The organism is Stenotrophomonas sp. CFBP 13718, from assembly GCF_014842145.1.
Taxonomy (GTDB): domain Bacteria; phylum Pseudomonadota; class Gammaproteobacteria; order Xanthomonadales; family Xanthomonadaceae; genus Stenotrophomonas.
The window spans coordinates 105,827-123,553 of the sequence record NZ_JACYVC010000009.1 but is presented as its reverse complement, the minus strand read 5'-3'; the positions used below and the strand labels follow the sequence as shown (position 1 = coordinate 123,553).

Genomic DNA, 17,727 nt, shown 5'->3' with positions numbered 1-17,727 from the left:
CCGCAGCGCGCGGTCAGGCGGCGGCCTGGTCGGGCAGCAGGCCATGAACGACATCGACCACGTCCTGCACGGTGCGCACGGCCTTGAAGGCATCGGGCTGCAGGTTGCGGCCAAGCAGTGGCTTCAGCTGCACGATCAGGTCCACCGCGTCGATGCTGTCGATGTCCAGGTCTTCATGCAGGCGGGCGCCCGGCACGATGAGCGCCGGCTCGATCTCGAACCCGGCGGTCAGCAGCTGGGCGATGTGGTCGAACAGTTCGGTCTTGGTCATGGCGATACCAGAGAAGGTCACGCGCGGCTGCTGGCGACGAAGGCGGCAAGCGCCTGCACGCTGCCGAAATGGCGGCGGGTTTCTTCGGAGTCGGCAGACAGGCTGACGCCGTACTGCTTCTGCAGGGCCAGGCCCAGTTCCAGTGCATCGATCGAATCCAGGCCGAGGCCTTCGCCGAACAGCGGCGCCGTCGTATCGATGTCGTTGGCGGAGATGTCTTCCAGCGACAACGCGGAAATGATCAGCTCCTTGATCTCGTGCTCAAGTTCCTGCACGGGGCAGCTCTCCACAGGGTTGGAAGTAACGGGTGAGATGGTCGGTGACGCGGCGCGCGGCCAGGGATTCCCCTCCTGCCACAGCGACGTCGTCGACAAACGTACCGATCGGAACGTCCTCACCGACCTCCAGCGAGACATGGAAGCGACGCGGGGGCACACGATACCATTTCCCTCCCTTTTCCAGCGTCGGCGGGGTACAGCGGATCCGTACCGGGGTGATGTCCAGGCCGCCACGCACGGCGATGTTGGCCGCCCCGCGGCGCAGCTGCAGCGGGTGGCCCGGCGTGCTCCGGGTGCCTTCCGGGAAGATCACCAGGCAGCCCCCCTCCCGTACGGCATCGATGCCGGCCTGCACCAGGGCGGGCCCGTCATCGTTGACGATGTAGCCGGCGGCCCTGACCGTCCCGCGCATGAACGGGTTGCGCGCCACCGCCCGTTTGACCACGCAGTCCGCGTCCGGCAGCAGCGCCACCAGCAGCACCACGTCGATCAGGGTGGGGTGGTTGGCGAGCACCAGCAGGCCCTTGCGCTGCAAGCGGTGGGCGCCGGTGACCTCGAAGGTCATCACGCCGAGGCCGCGCATGATCGCCACGTGCAGCGCGAAACTGCGCTGCACCCATGTGCGGGCCAGTCGGCGCCGACGTGCCGGGGGATGCACCAGCACCAGCAAAGCCGGCGCGACCAGGATGCCGGCGATCAGTCCACCGACGCCGAACAGGGCGAAGCTGAAGCCGGTGGCCAGGGTCCGCCACGCCCGGCCCAACGGGCCGGATCCAAGATCAGCCGACACGCTGCCAGCTCCAGCGCTGGCCATCGATCACCCGTTCGTCGTGGCGCTGGCCGGACAGCAGGAAACGATGCAGGTCCAGCGCGTGCGGCAGCGGGCCGGGCGGATCGTCCTGGGCGGTATCGCCCCGCCATGCCAGCCGCAGTCGGGTGCCCTCCGGCGACGCCGCAGCGATCCGCCAGCACCAGGCGTAGTAAGGCGCCGGCTCGTCGATGAACTCGGCATACAGCTCAGGCAACGGGGGATCGTAGGCAATGATGCGCACCTCTGCCGCGCCGTCGGCCAGCAGGCCAACGGCTTCCAGGCAAGCGGCTTCGACCGTCGCCTTGCCGGCGGCCAGTGCCAGATTGTTGCCGCGGTGACCGCGGGTGATTGAATACAGCGCACCAATGGCGTTGTGCACCGAGAGACCAAAGGTGGTGGGCGACAGGGCCTCATCGGCGACCAGCGAGCGCAGCAGCTCCATCGACCGCTCCACGTCACCATGGCGGCTGGCGAAGATCAACGGCACCGTACTGTCCGCGCCCTGTTCCGGCTCACACCAGCACGCGGCCTGGATCGCCATCCGCCCCAGGCGCTCGATTCGCCGCCGCTGCATGGCGGGCACTTCGGAGAGACCCGGCGTGCCCTCGCCTTCCGGCGGCCACGGCGCCCGCGCCCAGGCCTGCCAGTCACTGCGGGTAGTCAGGCCCGGGGCCCAGGCGGCCCAGTCGACGACGGAAAACTCGATCATTGCGGAAGCGGCAGTCACACGGAGCCGCGCACGCTAGCACGCCCGCTGTCTGCAGACGGTGGCTGGGCCCCGGATCGGACGGGTTCCGGCACCGCTGCGCTCGCCGAGCGTGGCTCGGCGCTACCTGGGGGCCAGCATCGCCTCGCCTGCCGAGAGGATCGCCGCGCATGCCGAAGGGGGTTGCGTGCCGACGGGGTAGCGCCGAGCCATGCTCGGCGAGCGCAGCGGCAAGAAGGCAGGCCGATGGCGACGCCTGCCCCTGCGTCAAAGTGAAGCACAGCGTCATCGGGTCGCATCCCTTCTTAACGGAAACCCACCCAGACTGGTCCGGTATCCCCACCCGCGCCCGGCAGGAGGCGTCACTTGGACGCATTGTTGTTGTCCCGTTTCCAGTTCGGATTCGTGGTCAGTTTCCACGTGCTGTTCCCCGCCTTCACCATCGGCACGGCCAGCTGGCTGGCCTTCATCGAGTGGCGCTGGCTGCGCACGCGCGATCCGATCTGGCGCGAACTTTATTTCTTCTGGCAGAAGATCTTCGCCGTTTCCTTCGGCATGGGCGTGGTCAGCGGCATCGTCATGGCCTTCCAGTTCGGCACCAACTGGCCGCGGCTGACCCAGTTCGCCGGCTCGGTGATCGGCCCCCTCCTGACCTACGAAGTGCTGACCGCCTTCTTCCTTGAAGCCAGCTTCCTCGGGGTGATGATGTTCGGCTGGGGCCGTGTATCTCCCCGCCTGCATTTCTTTTCCACCTGCATGGTGGCGCTGGGCACGCTGGTGTCCACGTTCTGGATCCTGGCGTCCAACAGCTGGCTGCACACCCCGGCCGGCTATGAAATCGTCAATGGCATCGTGCACCCCAGCGACTGGTGGCAGGTGGTGTTCAATCCTTCATTCCCCTACCGCCTCGCACACATGGCGCTGGGCTCGTTCATCACCACCTGCTTCGTGATCGGCGGCATCGGTGCCTGGTACCTGCGGCGTGGCAAGCACGTCGAGGAAGGCCGCCGCATGCTGGTGGCCGCCGTGATTTTCGCGGCGATCACGGTGCCTGCGCAGATCTTCGTCGGCGACATGCACGGCCTCAACACGCTCAAACACCAGCCGATGAAGATCGCCGCCATGGAAGCGCACTGGCACCCGAGCGCGGAAGGCGAAGGCGTGCCGCTGGTGGTGTTCGCGCTGCCCAACGAAAAGGAAGAGCGCAACGATTTCGAGGTGGCGATACCGCGAATGGGCAGCGTCATCCTGACCCATTCGCTGGACGGCACCTTCGAGCCCCTGACGTCGGTCCCGGCCAGCGAGCGACCGCCGGTGACGCCGGTGTTCTTTGCGTTCCGCATCATGGTCGGGCTGGGCACGCTGATGCTGGTGCTGGCATGGTTGTCAGCCATCGCGCTGTGGCGCGGCAAACTACTGCAGTCTGCGTGGCTGCTGCGGGGATGGAACTGGATGCTGCCGGCCGGCTTCATCGCCCTGGTATCGGGGTGGTTCGTCACCGAAATGGGGCGCCAGCCATGGGTGGTCTACGGGCTGCTGCGCACCGCCGATGCGGTGGGACCACAGAGTGCGTGGATGACCGCGCTGTCGCTCGGCGTGTACATCGTGGGCTACGCCTTCGTGTTCGGCTGGGGCATCTGGTACCTGGTGAAGATCCTGCGCCAAGGGCCCAGGCCGTACGAGGACGGGCCGGCGCTGGACGGTGGCAGCCATACCCCGGCGCGTCCGCTGTCGGCCGCTGATGAACCGCTGGAGGAGCGCTGAGATGGAGATGACAACCTGGCTGCCGGTGGCATGGTTCGCGGTGATCGGCTTCGGCGTGCTGATGTACGTGTTGCTGGACGGCTTCGTGCTGGGCATCGGCATCCTGGCCCCGTTCGCCCACAGCGAGGACGAGCTGGACCAGATGATGAACACCGCCGCGCCGATCTGGGACGGCAACGAAACGTGGCTGGTGCTGGGCGGCGCGGGTCTGCTGGCGGCGTTCCCGAAGGCCTATTCTGCGCTGCTGTCGGCGTTGTACCTGCCGGTGCTGCTGCTGGTGATGGCGCTGGTGTTCCGCGGCGTGGCGTTCGAGTTCCGCTTCAAGGCGCACCGTTCACGGCGCCTGTGGAGCGTGGCGTTTGCCGTCGGCTCGGTGCTGGCCACCTTCGCGCAGGGCGTGATCCTGGGGGCCTTGGTGCAGGGACTGGATATCGTCGATGGTGTCTACCAGGGCGGCGCGTTCGGCTGGTTGAGCCCGTTCGCGCTGGTCACCGGCGTCGCCTTGATCGCCGGGTACGCGCTGCTGGGCAGTACCTGGCTGCTGTTGAAGACCAATGGCCCGGTGCAGGCACTGGCACGGAAGATGACGCGGCCGTTGGTGGTGGCCGTGATCGTGGCCATGGGCGTGGTCAGCTGCTGGCTTCCGTTCCTGCAGTCGCGCCTGATGGCACGGTGGTTCAGTGACGGCAATTTCTGGTGGCTGTCCCCCGTGCCGCTGCTGACGCTCGGGGTCGCTTTTGCACTGTGGCGCAGCGCCATCCATCCAAAGCGGGACCTGCCGCCCTTCCTGCTCAGCATGGCGCTGTTCGTGCTCGGCTTTGCCGGGCTGGTGCTGGGCATGTGGCCCTACCTGCTGCCGCCGACGATGACCCTATGGGATGCCGCCGCCCCCGCCTCGTCGTTGGGCTTCAGCCTGGTCGGGTTGGTGGTGCTGTTGCCGGTGATTCTGGGGTACACCGCGTGGTCGTATCGCGTGTTCCGCGGCAAGGTGGAAGCAGGGGCGGGCTACCACTGACCCGGCATCGCGATGCGGAACACAGCCCGCGCTGCGCGCTCGCCGAGCACGGCTCGGCGCTACCGTGCTCGCAGTATCCCGTTGTAGCGCCGAGCCACGCTCGGCGGAATCCCTCCGGCACCGCAATGCCGGACACAGCCCGCGCTGCGCGCTCGCCGAGCATGGCTCGGCGCTACCGTGCCGGCGGCAGGAAGGCTTTGCCTGCCGCGGTGGCATGACCTGTGGGCCAGCCGCCGCGGGAAGCGGGCTGCTACCCTTGGCCGGTTTTCCATCCTTGGTGCCGTCCGCCCATGTTCCGAGTGCTGCCTCTTTCCCTGTTGTTGTCCGCCGCACTTGCTGCGCCGGCGGCGTACGCCGCGCCCACCCCGATCACCATCGAACAGGCCATGGCCGATCCGGACTGGATCGGACCACCGGTCGAGCGGGCATGGTGGTCGTGGAACAGCCAGCAGGTGGAATACCAGCTCAAGCGCAAGGGCAGCGCGGTCCGCGACACCTTCCGCCAGCCGCTTGCCGGTGGCGTGGCGACCCAGGTCGCCGACGACCAGCGCGGCACCCTCGATGTCGCCAACCCGATCTACGACAGCCGCCGCACGCGCATGGCGTTCGTGCGCAACGGCGATGTGTTCGTCCGTGACCTGCGCAGTGGTGCGCTGACCCAGCTGACCCGTGGCAACGAGCGTGCCGCCGGGGTCGACTTCGCCGTCGATGGCGGCGTGATCTGGCGCACCGGGCAGAACTGGTTCCACTGGACCGCCGCCAGCGGCGTCGCCCAGGTGGCCAGCCTGAAGGCAGAGAAAAACCCGACCGATCCCCCCAAGGCCGATACCCTGCGCGAGCAGCAGCTGCGTACGCTGGAAACCCTGCGTCGCGACCGCGAACAGCGCGAAGCCCTGAAAGAACAGGACCAGCGTTGGCGCGAAGCGGACAGCACCCGCGCGCCGGGCCCGGTGTTCCTCGGGGCCGACGTGGAGATCGTCGACAGCGTGCTGTCGCCGGACCTGGTGCACCTGCTGGTGGTGACCAAGCCGAAGGATTTCGAGGAAGGCCGCACCAGCAAGATGCCGCTGTATGTGACCGAATCCGGTTACGAGGAAACCGAAGATACCCGCACCCGCGTTGGCCGCAACGATCCGGAGCCGCATACGCTCTGGCGTGTCGATGCGCGTAGCGGCAAGGTGGAAAAAGTGTCGCTGGATGCACTTCCCGGCATCGGCACCGACCCGCTGGCTGCGCTGCGCAAGAAGGCGGGCAAGGACGCGCTGAAGGGCAACCGTGCGCTGGAGGTGATGAGCGACTTCATGGGCGGCGGCATCCGCTGGAGCGCGGATGGCCAGCAGGTTGCGATCATGCTGCGCGCCAACGACAACAAGGACCGCTGGATCGTCAGCCTGGCCGCTGCCGATGGCCGCCTGCAGACCCGCGACCGGCTGACCGATGAGGCGTGGATCAACTGGGGCTTCAATGATTTCGGCTGGATGGCCGATGGCCGCACGCTGTGGCTGCTGTCCGAAGCATCCGGTTTCTCGCACCTGTACACCCAGTCCGGCAACGGCAAGCCGCAGGCACTGACCGGCGGCAAGTGGGAGACCTCCGCGCCGACGCTGTCCGCCGATGGCAAGGGGTTCTACTTCCTGTGCAACCAGCAGGCCCCGCACGATTACGAAGTGTGCAGCGTGGACGTGGCCAGCCGCCAAGTGCGCGAGCTGACCAGCCTCAACGGCGTGGAAGACTTCACGGTGTCGCCGGATGGCCAGCAGCTGCTGGTGCGTTACTCCGCAGCCTACCTGCCTGCGCAGCTTGCTGTGGTGCCGGCCGGCGGTGGCCAGCCACGCGTACTGACCGATACCCGCAGCGCCGAGTTCAAGGCACGTGAGTGGATCCAGCCGAAGCTGGTGGCGGTGCCGTCCCAGCACGGTGCCGGCGTGGTCTGGGCGAAGTACTACGAGCCGGAGAACAAGGAACCCGGCAAGAAGTATCCGATCGTGATGTTCGTGCACGGTGCCGGCTACCTGCAGAACGTGCACCAGCGCTACCCCGCCTATTTCCGTGAGCAGATGTTCCATAACCTGCTGGTGCAGCAGGGCTACATCGTGCTGGACATGGATTACCGCGGCAGCGAAGGCTACGGCCGCGACTGGCGTACGGCGATCTACCGCAACATGGGCCACCCGGAACTGGAAGATTACAAGGATGGGCTGGATTGGCTGGTGGACACGCAGCAGGGCGACCGTGATCGCGCCGGCATCTACGGCGGTTCGTACGGCGGCTTCATGACCTTCATGGCGCTGTTCCGTTCGCCAGGTACGTTCAAGGCCGGTGCCGCGCTGCGCCCGGTGGTGGATTGGCACAACTACAACCACGCGTACACCGCCAACATCCTCAATACGCCGGACATCGACCCGGAGGCCTACCGCGTTTCCTCACCCATCGAATATGCGCAGAACCTGCAGGACCACCTGCTGATCGGCCACGGCATGATGGATGACAACGTGTTCTTCCAGGATTCGGTGAACCTGAGCCAGCGCCTGATCGAACTGCACAAGGACAACTGGTCCATCGCACCGTATCCGCTGGAACGCCACGGCTACACCCGCGCCGATTCGTGGCTGGACCAGTACAAGCGCATCCTCAAGCTGTTCAACGAGAACGTGAAGTGACCCCCGCCGCGGCGACGATACGGATCGTCGCCGCGGTGATCGATGATGGGCGTGGCAACGTGCTGGTGGTGCGCAAGCACGGTGCCACCGCCTTCATGCAGCCCGGTGGAAAGCCGGAGCCGGGAGAGACGCCGCTGCAGACGCTGGCGCGTGAACTGCGCGAGGAACTTGGCGTGCAGCTGCTCGCCGACTCCGCTATCGCGCTGGGCCAGTTCAGTGCGTGGGCAGTCAACGAGCCCGGGCAGCGTGTACAGGCCGACGTCTGGTGGGTCCGTGTGGAGGGCGTGCCGCTCGCACAGGCCGAGATCGCCGAGCTGATCTGGATTCCCCTGCACCCACCTCACGGGGTGTGCTTGGCAGCACTGAGCGAAGGCCATATCCTGCCCGCCGCACGTACCCTCTTCGCCACGCGCTGATTTCCAGCGCGCGCCTGCCGCAAGGACACCGGATGTCATCAGCCCCTCCTACCCTCGGCGCTCCCCGCATGACGCCGCCGCGCACGGATTTCGTGCGTCCGCTGGCGCTGACCACGTTGCTGGTCTGCGCGGCGATGGTGCTGTGGTTTCTGTTCCAGGCGCTGCTGGCCTGGCCGCTGGGTGCCAGCCATCCGTGGCAGCTGCTGGTGGACGCCGCGACCGAACATGACTGGCCACGCAGCCTGCGCTGGATGCTGGCACACCCTGTGTTGACCAGCCTGCTGATGGGCGCCGTATGCGTGCCTTCGCTGGTCTCCAGCTGGGGCCTTTACAAAGGCACCCGATGGGGACTGATCAGTTACGTCTGGCTGCTGGTCATCACCGGCATCGGCAATATCGGCGTGGCGTGGTGGCTTGACCGCGTGGCGGCCGCGCTGATCATGAAGCTGGGTGACGCGCCAGTGGTCGAAGAGCTGCAGGCCCAGCGCCTGCTGTTCACCTTCACCGTGCTCGGCAGCTGCGTGCTGTTCGCCGCGCTGCAGGGCTGGCTGGCGTGGCGATTGATGCGTCCGGATATCCGCTCGCGCTACTGACGCCGTTGCTGTTGCCGTTTCCTTTTCTGTTTTTTCCTGGAGTCCCCCATGTCACTGAAGACGCCTGTGCGCCTGCTGCGCGCGTTGCTCCCCTTTGCCCTGCTGGCCGCCACGGGCAGCGTCGCTGCGCAGGACTGCGCGGTGTATGACGACGCCACCTGCGGTAACCAGATGTATACCGCCGAAGCACCGCAACTGCAGCGCTGGTGCGAGCAGGGCACGATGGCCGCGTGCAGCGGGCTGCTGCGCGAGTGGACCAGTGAGGCGCGCAGTGCCGACACGCGCCCGCAGAATGACGACCCGGTGCTGCAGGAACCCGCTGTGTGCAAGGAAGCGGATCCTGCCTTCGATGAGCAGGCGTGCGAGGAGGCAGCCAAGGCGGCCCTGTCCAAGGCGATGGGGATGGCCCTTGTCGGTATCTTCGACCAGCGGCAGATCGTGCTGCCGGCTGCACGCCGGCAGACACTGCAGAAGCTCTGCCTGGCGCATCCGAAAGGGGAGTTCTGCCGCGAGGTCGCGCAGGCGCAGTGGACGGCCGGCAGCTACGACACGGCGCTGGTCGCGCTGAAAGCCGGCTGCGCGGGTGGCGATGAAAGCGCCTGTGAACTGCACGCACCACTGCAGTCACTGGGCACCGCGCCGCAGCCGCTGCCTGCCACTGCGGTCCCCTGCGGCGAGTACCGCAGCGAAGGCGGCCTGCTGGACACGCTGGAGTTCGCTGATGGCGGGCTGGTGGGGTTTGGCCTCGGCGACCACGCCCGGGCCCGGCTGGAAGACGGCGCGATCCGGATCCGCCACGACAAGGGCGGCGACTTCGTGTTCAAGGTGCTGGCCGGTGGGCATCTGGTCGGCATGGACGATTGGACGCAGATGCGGGTCTACCGCCGCGTCGGCGGTGCTGCGCAGTGCAGCCCGGCCGTGGTGTTCAAGGCCGTGCCGCTGCCGCAGGACTGCCCCGGTGCGACCGCTGAGGGCGCGGCGGAGGCCTGTTGCGCGGCGGGGCGGCTGCAGGGCTGCAACGTGCTGGGGAACCAGCTGGCGCTGGATGAGCAGTGGCCGCAGGCTGCTGTTCACTACCAGACGGTATGCCGTGCCGGTGTGCGCGAAGGCTGCGAGAACCTGGTCAGCGCGCAGGACAGCAGTGCCGAGGTGGACGCGCGGGCAGCCCTGGAGCACCTGTGCAAGGCGGATGCCAGCGGCACGGCCGTGGCCTGCGACGTCCTGGCCACGACCAACTGGGACATGATCGCGATGGGCCGGATGCTGCAGGAAGCAGCCGACGACGTGGCCGAACCCGAGGCGCCTGCGCGCACCCGCAACCATAAGCGGTGAGCCACCAGCGGCGATGCGCAGGTCGGTAGCGCCGAGCCACGCTCGGCGAGCGCGCAGCGCGGCCTGCGTCGGGCACCGCAGGGCCTGAGCCACTCCGCCGAGCGCGGCTCGGCGCTACCGTCAGGATGCGGGCCTGCGTCGGGCACCGCGGGGCCTGAGCCACTCCGCCGAGCATGGCTCGGCGCTACCGTCAGGATGCGGGCCTGCGTCGGGCACCGCGAGGTCTGAGCCACTCCGCCGAGCGCGGCTCGGCGCTACCGTCAGGATGCGGGCCTGCAGGGGGTGACGGGCACCGGCTAAACTGCACGGCATGAACGAATTCGACCGCGTACGCGCCTACCTCACCGACCTGCAGGACCGCATCTGCGCCGCCATCGAGGGCGCCGACGGCCAGGCCCGATTCCAGGAAGACCAGTGGCAGCGCGCCGAGGGGGGCGGTGGCCGCACCCGTATCCTGCGCGATGGCGCGGTGTTCGAGCAGGCCGGCATCGGCTTTTCCGACGTGGCCGGCAGCCGCCTGCCGCCTTCCGCATCGGCCAACCGTCCGGAGCTGGCGGGCGCCACCTGGCGGGCCACTGGCGTGTCGCTGGTGTTCCATCCGCTCAACCCCATGGTGCCCACCACCCACGCCAACGTGCGCTTCTTCCAGGCGCAGCGTGATGGTGAGACGGTAGCCAGCTGGTTTGGCGGCGGCTTCGACCTGACGCCGTTCTACCCCTTCGACGAGGACGTGCAGCACTGGCACGGCACCGCCCGCGACCTGTGCGCGCCCTTCGGGCCGGAGCGGTATCCCGCCCACAAGCGCTGGTGCGATGAATACTTCTTCCTGCGCCATCGCAACGAGACACGTGGCGTCGGCGGGCTGTTCTTCGATGACCTGCACGGCGACTTCGAGCGGGACTTCGATTACCTGCGTGCGGTCGGTGATGGCTTCCTCGATGCCTACCTGCCGATCGTGCAGCGCCGCAAGGACACCGTGCATGGCGAGCGCGAGCGCGAGTTCCAGCTGTACCGCCGGGGCCGCTACGTGGAGTTCAACCTGGTCTACGACCGCGGCACGTTGTTCGGGCTGCAGAGCGGTGGCCGCAGCGAAAGCATCCTGATGAGCCTGCCGCCGCGCGTACGCTGGGAGTACGGGTTCGAGCCGGAGGCCGGCAGTGCCGAGGCGCGGCTGGCGGATTACCTGGTGCCGCGCGACTGGGCGTGAGGCAGGGGCGGTAGCGCGGCTGTGGCGGGTGATGGCGGGTGATGGCGGGGGGGAGACAGCTGAAGACAGCCGAAGGCAGCCAAAGACAGCCGACTGAAGTCGGCTCTACCGGTCGGCTCTACCGGTCGGCTCTACCGGTCGGCTCTACCGGTCGGCGCCATCAGTCGGCGCCACCGGTCGGTGCTGCGTACCGGAGCTGGAAATAAAAAGCCCCGCTGACCAGGGGGAGGTCAACGGGGCCGGGGAACGGGTGCTTGGGGAGGAGCCCCCGTTCCAAGATCTTCTCCAGGGGATGGGAGAGATCCACAACAGGCGTTGCGCCTGTTGATGGCTATAAAAGCACTACGAACATTGATGAATCGTGAAGGCGGCCCATTTAGCCTTTGCTGCCCCGTGCAATATTCATCGTTTAGTCAGACTGTCGGCGCAGCAGGCGTATTCAGGCTTCAATGCGCCTCGTCCCAGTTGAGTCCATGGCCCGTGTCGACCACCAGCGGAACCCGCAACTGAGCTGCTTGCGACATGTGTTTGACGACCTCGGTACGCAGCTCGTCGATGTAGCTCGCCTCGCATTCGAAGACGAGTTCATCGTGCACCTGCAGGATCATCTTCGCCGGCGCGGCCGACTCGCGAAGCCAGGTATCCACCTTCACCATCGCCTTTTTGATGATGTCCGCCGCCGTGCCCTGCATCGGCGCATTGATCGCGGCACGTTCCGCGCCTGCCCGCAGCCCCTGGTTGCGTGCGTTGATGTCGTTCAGGTACAGGCGTCGGCCGAACAGGGTTTCCACGTAGCCCTGCTCACGCGCCTGTTGCCGCATCCTCTCCATGAAATCGCGCACGCCGGGGTAGCGGCTGAAGTACAGCGCCACGTAGTCCTGCGCCTGCCCGCGGTCGATGCCCAGGTTGCGCGCCAATCCGAAGGCGCTCATGCCGTACATCAGGCCGAAGTTGATCGCCTTCGCCGCACGTCGCTCGTTGCTGGTGACCTCCTCCAGGGAACGACCGAACACTTCTGCCGCGGTGGCGCGGTGCACGTCCGCGCCCTGTTCGAATGCCCCCACCAGACCGGGGTCGCCGGACAGGTGCGCCATGATCCGCAGTTCGATCTGCGAGTAATCGGCCGCCAATAGCAGCTTGCCCTCCGGCGCGATGAACGCCCGGCGGATACGGCGGCCGTCTTCCGTGCGGATCGGGATGTTCTGCAGGTTCGGGTCCGATGAAGACAGGCGGCCCGTGGCGGCGCCTGACTGGTGATAGCTGGTGTGTACGCGGCCGGTATCGGCGTTGATCATTTCCGGCAGCTTGTCGGTGTAGGTGCTGCGCAGCTTGGCCAGTCCGCGGTACTCCAGGATCACCCGCGGCAGTTCATGCTGCTCGGCGATGGCCTCCAGTGCCTCTTCGTTGGTGCTCGGCTGGCCCTTGGGCGTCTTCACCAGCGCAGGCAGCTTCAGCTCGTCGAACAACACCGCCTGCAGCTGCTTGGGCGAATCCAGGTTGAAGCTGCGGCCGGCCAGCTCGGTGGCCTTCTGCTGGGCGGCCAGCATGCGCGTGGACAAGTCCTGGCTCTGTCGGCGCAGCTCGGCCATGTCCACCTGCACGCCATGGGCCTCGATGCGGGTCAGCACCGGTACCAGCGGCATCTCGATGTCGCGGTACACCTCGTCCAGGCTCGGCACGGCCGCCAGCTGCGGGCGCAGCGCGTGGTGCAGGCGCAAGGTCACGTCGGCGTCCTCTGCAGCGTAGCGGCTGGCTTCGTCGATCCCCACCTGCGAGAACGAAATCTGCTTGGCGCCCTTGCCGGCTACGTCTTCGAACTTGATCGTCGTGTAGCCCAGGTAGCGCTGGGCCAGCGAATCCATGTCGTGGCGGGTGGCCGTGGAGTTCAGCACGAAACTCTCCAGCATGGTGTCGTCGTGGTAGCCCTGCAACGCGATGCCGTGGCGACGCAGCACATGCAGGTCGTACTTGCCGTGCTGGCCCAGCTTCTTCTTCGATGCGTCTTCCAGCGCCGGACGCAACGCATCGAGCACCTGCTGCATCGGCAACTGCGCCGGCGCGCCAGGGTAGTCATGACCCAGCGGGATGTAGGCCGCCTTGCCCGGCTCCACGGCCAGGCTGATGCCCACCAGCCGCGCGCGCATGGCGTCCAGCGCATCGGTTTCGGTGTCGAAGCTGATCAGCTCCGCCTGCTGCAGCCGCTCCACCCAGGCCTGCAGCTGCTGTGGCTCGAGCACGGTCTCATACTCGCCGGGCACCGACAGCGACGGGTCCACGTCAGCGACTGCGGCCTCCTCGCCCGCGCCACGCGCGAAACCCGCCGCGGTGCCGCGCAGGCTTGGCACCACCTCGCTGACGGTAGGCGGCAAGCCCGCGCTGCCTTCCAGTTCCTTCAGTGCCTGGGTGAAGCCGTACCGTGCGTAAAGCTCGCGCAGGTCGTCAACATGGCGCTCGCGCAGCGGCAGGTCCTGCGGGCCGGCATCCAGGGCGACGTCGGTGCGGATGGTCACCAGTTCGCGGTTCAGTGGCAGTCGCTCCAGTGCCGCACGCAGGTTCTCGCCGATCTTGCCCTTCATGCCAGTCGCTGCGGCCATCACGCCGTCCAGGTGCTGGTACTCGGCCAGCCATTTCGCTGCGGTCTTGGGTCCGCACTTGTCCACGCCGGGCACGTTGTCCACGGTATCGCCCATCAACGCCAGCAGGTCGACGATCTGGTCGGCGCGTACGCCGAACTTTTCCATCACCGCCGCGTCGGAATCCATCCGGCTGCCGGTCATGGTGTTGACCAGTTCGATACCCGGCCGCACCAGCTGGGCGAAGTCCTTGTCGCCGGTGGAGATGGTCACCGACAGATCGCGCGCGACGCCCTGCAGGGCAAGCGTGCCGATCACATCGTCGGCTTCCACGCCGGGAATGCGCAGGATGCTGATGCCGAGCGCCTCGACGATCCGGCACATCGGCTCGATCTGGCTGCGCAGCTCATCAGGCATCGGCGGGCGGTTGGCCTTGTACTGGTCGTACAGGTCGTCGCGGAAGGTCTTGCCGGGCGCATCGACAACGAACGCCACGAACGCGGGGCGCTCTTTCAATGTCGACCGCAGCATGTTGACCACGCCGAACAGCGCACCTGTGGGTTCACCCTGCGGATTGGACAGGGGCGGCAGCGCGTGGAACGCGCGATACAGGTAACTGGACCCGTCGATAAGGACTAATCTGCTCATGCGACGATTCTACGCGCCCGTGGCATGCACGGCGCCCACACCGGGTGGGGCATAATCACCGTCCCCGTCCGGCCCCGGAGTCCCGTCCATGAAACGCATGATGCCTGCCACCCCGCTGGTCCTGGCGCTCCTGCTTGCAGGCTGCGCGACGTCCGGCGGTGCCGGCATGCCGCCGGTCGACGTGGCCGGTGCCGAGGTTGCCCAGCGCACGCTGGACAATGGCGACGTGGTGGAGGAATACCGCGTGTCCGGCCAGTTGCGCATGGTCAAGGTAACCCCGGCACGTGGCGCGCCGTATTACATGTACGACCAGAACGGCGATGGCCGAATGGATAATTCCAAGGACGGGGTGTCCCCTGTGTACTGGAAGCTCTACAGCTGGTGATGCCTGCTTTCCTGCGATGAGTACCGCCGACCGCCGCAACGCTGCCCTCGACCAGGTCGCCCTTCGCCAAGGGCTGACCGGCGAACAGCTGGCCGCAGTACAGACTCTTGAGCATTTCGGCTGGCAGCTGCGTTTCGTACGCCGGCCTTTGTTCCGCGAACCCATCCCGGTGCTGTTCGATCGCAGCGGTGAGCGCTATGTGGTGCTGCAGGGTGACGGCAGCCTGGATGAATCGCAGACCCTGAAACTTCGCGACTGAATCGGTGCAGCGACGGACCGTGACCTTTGTCCTGTTGCGGATATATAACAGCGCTTATACATTCACTGCATGTCATTGCCCTCCGCCACCCTCGGTACCCTGGTCCGCCATCTGATCGAGCTGCTCGACGGTGAGGTGGAGTCGGCCTACGTGGCGGCCGGGCTGGATTGGCGGCCCCGCTACACCCCGCTGCTGCGTGCACTGATGCGGTTGGGCCCGGTATCGATCAAAACGCTGGCGCTGCAGATCGGGATCAGCCATTCGGCCGTCAGCCAGACCGTTGCACAGATGCGCGCGGCCCGCCTGCTGGCCCTAAGGCCCGGAGTCGATGCGCGCGAGCGGATCGTCGCGTTGACACCCAAGGCAGTGAAGATGATCCCGGCGCTGCAGCGCCAGTGGGCGGCCACCAATGCAGCCGCCGCCCAGCTGGACGCCGAGCTGTCTTCGCCGTTGTCCGTGCTGCTCGACGAAGCCATCACGGCCCTGCACCAGCGCCCCTATGGCGAGCGCATCGCGGCCGCCGCGGCGACGCTGCCGGACGACGCTTCCACAATTCCCTGACTCAACCGCACCCGAGGATGTACCTGATGGCGATCTCTCTCTGTTCCCGCGTGCACCCGATCCAGCTGGGCGACCAGCGCGTGCTGCGGCCCGGCCGCTTCCGCTGGTTGCGCGCACTCGCCTGGGTGGTGGCGCTGTTCGTACTGGTGGTGATGAGCTCGATGTCCACCGGCCAACTGCTGGGTACCTTGCTACCGAAGACAAGCGGGCCAGCGCAACTGCTGGGCTATGTCGGCTCGGTGCTGGTCGGATTGGGAATCTATGCCTTGGCGGTGCGGTTCGGTGAGGGGCGCCGCCCGTCGGAGATCGCGCTGCGGTCGTTGCTGCCCGAGGTGCTGCTGGGACTGCTGCTCGGTGCGGCGATGTTCGCCGCGGTGATGGCGATCATGGCCGTATGCAGCCTGTACGACATCACGTTTACCGGCCCTGCGCCGGCCTGGATCGCCGCCGGCAAAGCGCTGCAGGCGGGGGTCATCGAAGAGTTGATGCTGCGCGCCATCCTGCTGCGTCTGGTCTGGCGCGCCTTTGGACCTTGGATCGCCTTTGCCGTCTCTGCAGCGCTGTTCGGCTTCGGCCACATGCCCAATCCGAACGCCACCGTCTTTGCTGCGGTCTGCATCGCGCTGGAGGCGGGCATCATGCTGGCTGCGTTCTACGCCCTGACCGGGCGTATCTGGATGTCGATCGGCGTGCACGCCGCTTGGAACTTCACGCAGGGCTATGTCTTCGGTGCCGCCGTATCGGGCAGCGAACTGGGTCCAGCGATCGCACGCAGCACGGCCGTTCCAGGTATGCCGGAATGGCTCACCGGCGGTGCCTTCGGCCCAGAGGCCTCGCTGCCCGGCCTGGCCGTCTGCCTTGCCATCGGCGCGCTGGTCATGTGGCGGGCGTGGCGGATGGGCCGCTTCGCACGATAAAGCCGACGCCAGTGGGCGGACCCCGGTCCGTTGGCGATCAACGGATGACCAGTACCGGCACCGAACTACGGGCCAGTACCTCGGCCGTCTGGCTGCCCAGCAGCACACGTGTCACGCCGCGTCGCCCATGCGAGGTCATCACGATCAGATCGGTGCTGCGCTCGTCAGCAATATCGATCACGCCATCGGCGGCGTAGCGGTCCAGCACGTGCACGGCATTCGCGCGCACGCCGTAGGCTTCCGCCTTGGCGACGGCCGGCTGCAGGATCTTCTGCGCGCTTTCTTCGCGATCCGCCTTGTACTCGGGACTGTTCATGTAGCCCACGCTCCAGCCCATGGCGTCGTACATGCCGACGGCCCATGGTTCGGACACGGTCACGATGTCCACTTCGGCGGACAGGTCCTTGGCCAGTTCGAGCCCTTTCATAAGACCTTTTTCAGCCAGCTCCGAACCATCGGTGGCGATCAGGATGCGTTTGTACATGGCGGGACTCCTTGCGGGATGGGCCAGGTGGGAATATCACCATTACACAGATAATGTGCAGGCCGCGCCTTGAGCTGGATCAGTGCAGTGCAGCATGGCCTGCCCGGCAGGCCGTGGCATGATCGGCCGCATGCGACGAGCTCTGCTGTGGTGTCTGTGTCTCGTGCTGCTGCCGCTACCGGCCGCAGCCGACGACGCGATCCTGGTGTTCACCCGCACCGCCAAATTTCGCCATGAGTCGATCCCGGTCGCCGTGCAGACGCTGCGCCAGCTGGCGAGTGACCAGCACCTGCGTACCGACCACAGCGAAGACAGTAGGATCTTCACTGCGGCCACCCTCGCCCCGTACAAGGCGGTGGTGTTCGCCAATACCACCGGTGATGTGCTCGATGCCCCCCAGCAGGCGGCGTTGCAGGCCTACATCGAAGGCGGCGGCGGGTATCTCGGGCTGCATTCGGCCGCTGACACCGAGTACGACTGGCCCTGGTATGGCGAACTGGTCGGCGCCTGGTTCGACAAGCATCCACCTGGCCTGCAGACGACACACGTCATCCTGGAAGGGGACGCTGTCGAACCCGTGCAATGGACCCTGACCGACGAAATCTACAACTACCGCCGCAATCCGCGGCCTTTCGTGCAGGTGCTGGCGACGGTGGATGAATCCCGTTACGAGGGCGGCAGCATGGGCGAGGACCACCCCATCGCCTGGTGCAGGGCGATGGGCAAGGGCCGCAGCTGGTACACCGGCTTCGGCCACGATGCGGCGGTATACGCCGATGCCAACGTGCAGGCCCTGCTGCGGCGGGGTCTGGCGTACGCCACCGGTATGACGCCTCGCTGCTGACGC

The 17,727-nt window shown here is 66.8% G+C and carries 18 protein-coding genes; 12 read left to right on the top strand and 6 right to left on the bottom strand.

Annotated features, from left to right (window positions below; translation table 11 throughout):
- Positions 1-13 precede the first annotated feature (13 nt).
- From IFT58_RS14500 to IFT58_RS14485, 4 genes are read right to left on the bottom strand one after another with little or no spacing between them, the layout of a single operon-like run.
- Complete coding sequence (locus IFT58_RS14500; RefSeq protein WP_188325408.1) at positions 14-271, bottom strand: acyl carrier protein; 258 nt, start codon at positions 269-271, stop codon at positions 14-16.
- 17 nt (positions 272-288) lie between these two features.
- Positions 289-546, bottom strand: a complete 258-nt coding sequence (locus IFT58_RS18840; protein ID WP_188325409.1) for a phosphopantetheine-binding protein — start codon at positions 544-546, stop codon at positions 289-291.
- Entirely contained in the window at positions 533-1,339 is an 807-nt protein-coding gene (locus IFT58_RS18835; protein ID WP_342029567.1) for a lysophospholipid acyltransferase family protein, read from the bottom strand. The genes IFT58_RS18840 and IFT58_RS18835 overlap by 14 nt, the downstream gene beginning before the upstream one ends.
- Positions 1,329-2,069, bottom strand: a complete 741-nt coding sequence (locus tag IFT58_RS14485) for a beta-ketoacyl synthase chain length factor (protein ID WP_188325411.1) — start codon at positions 2,067-2,069, stop codon at positions 1,329-1,331. The genes IFT58_RS18835 and IFT58_RS14485 overlap by 11 nt, the downstream gene beginning before the upstream one ends.
- A 363-nt stretch (positions 2,070-2,432) precedes the next feature.
- Here IFT58_RS14485 and IFT58_RS14480 point away from each other — a divergent pair, with 363 nt between their 5' ends.
- The 7 genes from IFT58_RS14480 (at position 2,433) to hemF (ending at position 11,053) form a co-directional block, all read left to right on the top strand.
- The gene (locus IFT58_RS14480) at positions 2,433-3,830 is read left to right on the top strand and encodes a cytochrome ubiquinol oxidase subunit I (RefSeq protein WP_192095687.1); all 1,398 of its coding nucleotides are present in this window, start codon (positions 2,433-2,435) and stop codon (positions 3,828-3,830) included.
- Between the two features lies 1 nt (position 3,831).
- Positions 3,832-4,845, top strand: a complete 1,014-nt coding sequence (gene cydB, locus IFT58_RS14475) for a cytochrome d ubiquinol oxidase subunit II (protein ID WP_188325413.1) — start codon at positions 3,832-3,834, stop codon at positions 4,843-4,845.
- 290 nt (positions 4,846-5,135) lie between these two features.
- Positions 5,136-7,505 (top strand): S9 family peptidase, encoded by a 2,370-nt coding sequence (locus tag IFT58_RS14470; RefSeq protein ID WP_192095685.1) that lies wholly within the window; start codon positions 5,136-5,138, stop codon positions 7,503-7,505.
- Positions 7,502-7,921, top strand: a complete 420-nt coding sequence (locus IFT58_RS14465; RefSeq protein WP_192095684.1) for an NUDIX domain-containing protein — start codon at positions 7,502-7,504, stop codon at positions 7,919-7,921. The genes IFT58_RS14470 and IFT58_RS14465 overlap by 4 nt, the downstream gene beginning before the upstream one ends.
- A 32-nt stretch (positions 7,922-7,953) precedes the next feature.
- Positions 7,954-8,514 carry a hypothetical protein gene (locus tag IFT58_RS14460; protein WP_192082330.1) on the top strand — a complete coding sequence of 187 codons (561 nt, stop codon included), beginning with the start codon at positions 7,954-7,956 and terminating at the stop codon, positions 8,512-8,514.
- Positions 8,515-8,562: 48 nt separating this feature from the next.
- The gene (locus IFT58_RS14455) at positions 8,563-9,846 is read left to right on the top strand and encodes a hypothetical protein (RefSeq protein WP_192095683.1); all 1,284 of its coding nucleotides are present in this window, start codon (positions 8,563-8,565) and stop codon (positions 9,844-9,846) included.
- Between the two features lie 310 nt (positions 9,847-10,156).
- Complete coding sequence (gene hemF / locus IFT58_RS14450) at positions 10,157-11,053, top strand: oxygen-dependent coproporphyrinogen oxidase (RefSeq protein WP_192095682.1); 897 nt, start codon at positions 10,157-10,159, stop codon at positions 11,051-11,053.
- A gap of 446 nt (positions 11,054-11,499) precedes the next feature.
- On the opposite strand, the gene polA is transcribed toward hemF, so the two are convergent.
- Positions 11,500-14,274 carry a DNA polymerase I gene (gene polA / locus IFT58_RS14445; RefSeq protein WP_192095681.1) on the bottom strand — a complete coding sequence of 925 codons (2,775 nt, stop codon included), beginning with the start codon at positions 14,272-14,274 and terminating at the stop codon, positions 11,500-11,502.
- Positions 14,275-14,371: 97 nt separating this feature from the next.
- Between polA and IFT58_RS14440 the strand changes: the two genes are divergently transcribed.
- The 4 genes from IFT58_RS14440 (at position 14,372) to IFT58_RS14425 (ending at position 16,396) form a co-directional block, all read left to right on the top strand.
- Positions 14,372-14,659 (top strand): DUF2782 domain-containing protein, encoded by a 288-nt coding sequence (locus IFT58_RS14440; RefSeq protein ID WP_188327383.1) that lies wholly within the window; start codon positions 14,372-14,374, stop codon positions 14,657-14,659.
- Positions 14,660-14,675: 16 nt separating this feature from the next.
- On the top strand, positions 14,676-14,918 hold the full coding sequence (locus tag IFT58_RS14435; RefSeq protein ID WP_188325422.1) for a hypothetical protein: 243 nt from the start codon (positions 14,676-14,678) through the stop codon (positions 14,916-14,918).
- Between the two features lie 69 nt (positions 14,919-14,987).
- On the top strand, positions 14,988-15,479 hold the full coding sequence (locus tag IFT58_RS14430) for a helix-turn-helix domain-containing protein (protein ID WP_192082322.1): 492 nt from the start codon (positions 14,988-14,990) through the stop codon (positions 15,477-15,479).
- Between the two features lie 26 nt (positions 15,480-15,505).
- Entirely contained in the window at positions 15,506-16,396 is an 891-nt protein-coding gene (locus tag IFT58_RS14425; RefSeq protein WP_192082320.1) for a type II CAAX endopeptidase family protein, read from the top strand.
- A 37-nt stretch (positions 16,397-16,433) separates the two neighbouring features.
- Here the strand turns inward: IFT58_RS14425 and IFT58_RS14420 are convergent, their stop codons facing one another.
- Positions 16,434-16,880, bottom strand: coding sequence for a universal stress protein (locus IFT58_RS14420; protein WP_188325425.1), 447 nt, complete (start codon positions 16,878-16,880; stop codon positions 16,434-16,436).
- 130 nt (positions 16,881-17,010) lie between these two features.
- Between IFT58_RS14420 and IFT58_RS14415 the strand changes: the two genes are divergently transcribed.
- Positions 17,011-17,724, top strand: coding sequence for a ThuA domain-containing protein (locus IFT58_RS14415; RefSeq protein WP_192095680.1), 714 nt, complete (start codon positions 17,011-17,013; stop codon positions 17,722-17,724).
- The last annotated feature ends 3 nt before the right edge of the window (positions 17,725-17,727 follow it).

What these genes read in the sequence shown, in the direction of transcription:
- IFT58_RS14460 (WP_192082330.1), top strand. Translation starts at nt 7,954, where the DNA reads ATGTCATCAGCCCCTCCTACCCTCGGCGCTCCCCGCATGACGCCGCCG.
- IFT58_RS14425 (WP_192082320.1), top strand. Translation starts at nt 15,506, where the DNA reads ATGGCGATCTCTCTCTGTTCCCGCGTGCACCCGATCCAGCTGGGCGAC.
- IFT58_RS14470 (WP_192095685.1), top strand. Translation starts at nt 5,136, where the DNA reads ATGTTCCGAGTGCTGCCTCTTTCCCTGTTGTTGTCCGCCGCACTTGCT.
- IFT58_RS14420 (WP_188325425.1), bottom strand. Translation starts at nt 16,880, where the DNA reads ATGTACAAACGCATCCTGATCGCCACCGATGGTTCGGAGCTGGCTGAA.
- cydB (WP_188325413.1), top strand. Translation starts at nt 3,832, where the DNA reads ATGGAGATGACAACCTGGCTGCCGGTGGCATGGTTCGCGGTGATCGGC.
- IFT58_RS14485 (WP_188325411.1), bottom strand. Translation starts at nt 2,069, where the DNA reads ATGATCGAGTTTTCCGTCGTCGACTGGGCCGCCTGGGCCCCGGGCCTG.
- IFT58_RS14430 (WP_192082322.1), top strand. Translation starts at nt 14,988, where the DNA reads ATGTCATTGCCCTCCGCCACCCTCGGTACCCTGGTCCGCCATCTGATC.
- polA (WP_192095681.1), bottom strand. Translation starts at nt 14,274, where the DNA reads ATGAGCAGATTAGTCCTTATCGACGGGTCCAGTTACCTGTATCGCGCG.
- IFT58_RS14455 (WP_192095683.1), top strand. Translation starts at nt 8,563, where the DNA reads ATGTCACTGAAGACGCCTGTGCGCCTGCTGCGCGCGTTGCTCCCCTTT.
- hemF (WP_192095682.1), top strand. Translation starts at nt 10,157, where the DNA reads ATGAACGAATTCGACCGCGTACGCGCCTACCTCACCGACCTGCAGGAC.
- IFT58_RS14415 (WP_192095680.1), top strand. Translation starts at nt 17,011, where the DNA reads ATGCGACGAGCTCTGCTGTGGTGTCTGTGTCTCGTGCTGCTGCCGCTA.
- IFT58_RS14500 (WP_188325408.1), bottom strand. Translation starts at nt 271, where the DNA reads ATGACCAAGACCGAACTGTTCGACCACATCGCCCAGCTGCTGACCGCC.
- IFT58_RS14435 (WP_188325422.1), top strand. Translation starts at nt 14,676, where the DNA reads ATGAGTACCGCCGACCGCCGCAACGCTGCCCTCGACCAGGTCGCCCTT.
- IFT58_RS14440 (WP_188327383.1), top strand. Translation starts at nt 14,372, where the DNA reads ATGATGCCTGCCACCCCGCTGGTCCTGGCGCTCCTGCTTGCAGGCTGC.